This is a genomic window from Rhizobacter sp. P3_B12, from assembly GCF_056402895.1.
Genome location: NZ_JBFUGN010000725.1, coordinates 1 through 3,214, shown reverse-complemented (window position 1 = coordinate 3,214; position 3,214 = coordinate 1). Strand labels below are relative to the sequence as shown.

Sequence of the window (3,214 nt, the reverse complement as noted above, 5' to 3'; positions counted from 1 at the left end):
ATGTATGCCGGCCCCGGCGGCTACGCCCGCAAGTGGGCCGAGGCGCGGCGCTTCTACGACAACGACCTCTCGTCCGGCTTCGTGCGCGTGCAGGCCGAGCTGTGGGCGGCGAGCCTCTCGAACGCCGGCCTGCGCGAGAAGTTCCTGCCGCGGCTGCTGGCCTGGAAGCAGCTGGTGCGCGACGTGGTGCGCGAGGCGGTGGCGGCACTCGCGGCGGCCGGGGTGACGCTGCCGGCGCCGTTCACGGCCGACGTCATCGCCTGCTGGATCTCGGAGTTCTGGCTCGGCATGGAATTCGCCGACCTGCTCGGCGTGAAGCACGAACGGGCGCAGCACCGGGCGGCGCTCGATGCGGTGCAGAAGCTGCTCGAATCGCTCGACGCCCGCGCGGCAGGGCAGGGCGATGGACGCTAGCAGCAGCCCCTACGCCAGCATCGAGCCGGCCCGCCAGGGGCTCGTCGACCGCGACGGCGTGCGCATCTGGTACGCGGTGTKGGGCGACAGCGGCCCGTGGATCGCCTTCGCGCCGCCCATCCAGATGGTGCACAGCGAGATGCTGAAGGCCACGGTGCCGTACCTGTCGCAGCACTTCCGGGTCATCACGATGGACGGGCGCGGCAACGGCCGCTCGTACCGCCCGGCCACCCAGGACGCCTACAGCTTCGACATCTTCCACGACGACTTCGTCGCCGTGCTCGACGCCACGGCCGGCACCGAGCGTGCCGCGCTGGTCGGCATCTCGTGCGCGGCGATGACGGTGCTGCGGGTCGCGGCCGAGCAGCCGCAGCGCGTCAGCCACCTCGTGATCGCCGGCGGTTTCGCGGAATCGCTGGTCGACACCGACGMGATCGCGCGCCGGGTGCAGGCCGAGGCCGACCAGACGCGCGACGACTGGCCGGGCTACATCGATGCGTTCATGGCCAGCCTCTTCAGCGAGCCGCATTCGAGCAAGCCCTTCGACGACGGCGTCGGCTACGCCCGGGCCACCAGCGGCGACATCATCAACATGGTGCGCAAGGCCTGGAAGGGCAACGACGTGCGGGAACTGGCGCGCCGCGTGGCCTGCCCGACGCTGGTGATCCACGGCGACGACGACCACCGCGTGATGTACGCGCAGGGCAAGGCGATCCATGCGCTGGTGCCGGGCTCGCGCCTGCTGACCGTGCAGGGCGGCGGGCATGTCACGGCGGTGCGCGACCCGGTGCTCTTCAACCGCAGCGTGCGCGACTTCATCGGCGGCGCGCCGCGCCGCGCGACCTGGGTGCGCGCGATGAAGCGCCGGCGCCGGGCGCTCTTCATCTCCAGCGCGATCGGCCTCGGCCATGTGCAGCGCGACCTGGCGATCGCGCGTTCGCTGCGCACGCTGCAACCCGATCTCGACATCGACTGGTTCACCGTCGATCCGGCGGCCCGCTACCTCGCGCAGGAGGGCGAGCGGCTGCATCCCGTCACGCAGCGCCTGGCCAACGAAAGCCGGCATTTCGAGCAGCAGGCCGGCGAGCACGACCTGTCGGTCTTCTTCGCGCTGCGCACGATGGACGAGATCATGACGCGCAACTTCATGACCTTCATCGACCTGGTGGAGTCCGAGCACTACGACATCGTGGTCGGCGACGAGGCCTGGGAGGTCGACTACCACTACCACGAGAACCCGGAGCTGAAGCGCCAGCCCTTCGTCTTCCTGACCGACTTCGTCGGCTGCCTGCCGATGGAGCCGGGCAACGAGCGCGAGGCCCTGCTGTGCGCCGACCGCAATGCCGACGACCTGGAGCATGTCGCACGCTACCCCGGCATCCGCGATGCGGCGCTGTTCGTCGGCAACCGCGACGACGTCACCGAGGCCCCCTTCGGCCCGGGCCTGCCCGGCATCCGCGACTGGACCGACCGCAACTTCAGCTACTGCGGCTACGCGCTGCCCTTCGATCCGGCGGCGCTGGCCGACACCGAGCGGCTGCGTGCGCTGCATGGCTATCGCCGCGACGAGAAGATCGCGATCGCCACCGTCGGCGGCACCGCCGTCGGCCGGCCACTGCTGCGGCGCATCGTGCAGGCCTTCCCGCGCATGAAGCGTGCGCTGCCGGAGCTGCGGCTGATCGTCGTGGCCGGCCCGCGCCTGGCCACCGACGATTTCCCGCAGCTCGACGGGCTGGAGATCCGGCCCTACGTGCACAAGCTGTACGAGCACCTCGCGTGCTGCGACCTGGCGCTGGTGCAGGGAGGGTTGTCGACATGCATGGAACTGGTGGCGACGCGCCGGCCGTTCCTGAGCTTTCCGCTGCAGCGCCACTTCGAGCAGTGCGTGCACGTGCGCTGCCGGCTGGCCAACTACGGAGCCGATCGCTCGCTCGACTACGCGACGCTCGATCCCGACACGCTGGCCGAGCGCGCCCTGGCCGCGATGCACGAACCGGTGCGCTACCGGCCGGTGGAGATGGATGGCGCAGCGCGTGCGGCGCTGCGCATTGCGCAGGTGCTCGACAACCGCTGGTGGGCACGCTAGCTCGCCGGCATCTCTTGGGAGTTTCAGCCATGGCCTTCTTCGGGGTTCTCTACGGCGTTGCCGTCTACGTGTTCTTTCTTGCGACCTTCACCTATGCGATCGGCTTCGTCGGCGGCGTGGCCGTGCCGAAGGACATCGACAGCGGCAGCGCGGTGCCGCTGGCCGAGGCGGTGGTCGTCAACCTGCTGCTGCTCGGCCTGTTCGCGGTGCAGCACAGCGTGATGGCGCGCCGTGGCTTCAAGCGCTGGTGGACGCGCATCGTGCCCGAGCCGGTCGAGCGCAGCAGCTTCGTGCTGGCGGCCACCGTGGTGCTGGCGCTGCTGCTGTGGCAGTGGCGGCCGATCGCGCAGCCGGTGGTGTGGTCGGTCGCCGATCCAGCCGGGCGCATCGCGCTGCAGGCGGTGTTCTGGCTCGGCTGGGCGATGCTGCTGATCAGCACCTGCCYGATCAACCACTTCGAGCTGTTCGGTCTGCGCCAGGTTCTGGCAGGCTGGCGGGGGCGCGAGATCCCCGCACCGGTCTTCAGGACGCCGCTGTTCTACCGGCACGTGCGCCACCCGATCTACCTCGGCTTCCTGCTGGGCTTCTGGGCCACGCCGGTGATGACGGCCGGCCACCTGCTGTTCGCGGTGGCCACGACGGGCTACATCCTGATCGGCATCTGGTTCGAGGAGCGCGACCTGGTCGCGCAGTTCGGCGACCGTTACCGGGCCT

The 3,214-nt window shown here is 70.2% G+C and carries 3 protein-coding genes; all 3 read left to right on the top strand.

Annotated features, from left to right (window positions below; genetic code table 11):
* Nucleotides 1-414, top strand: a 414-nt coding sequence (locus AC1D01_RS26930; protein WP_477871835.1) for a hypothetical protein, incomplete at its 5' end; no start/stop codon positions are given.
* On the top strand, nucleotides 404-2,500 hold the full coding sequence (locus tag AC1D01_RS26925) for an alpha/beta fold hydrolase (protein WP_477871833.1): 2,097 nt from the start codon (nucleotides 404-406) through the stop codon (nucleotides 2,498-2,500). The genes AC1D01_RS26930 and AC1D01_RS26925, both read left to right, overlap by 11 nt.
* A gap of 29 nt (nucleotides 2,501-2,529) precedes the next feature.
* The coding region (mddA, locus tag AC1D01_RS26920) for a methanethiol S-methyltransferase (protein WP_477871831.1) at nucleotides 2,530-3,214 on the top strand (685 nt) is incomplete at its 3' end.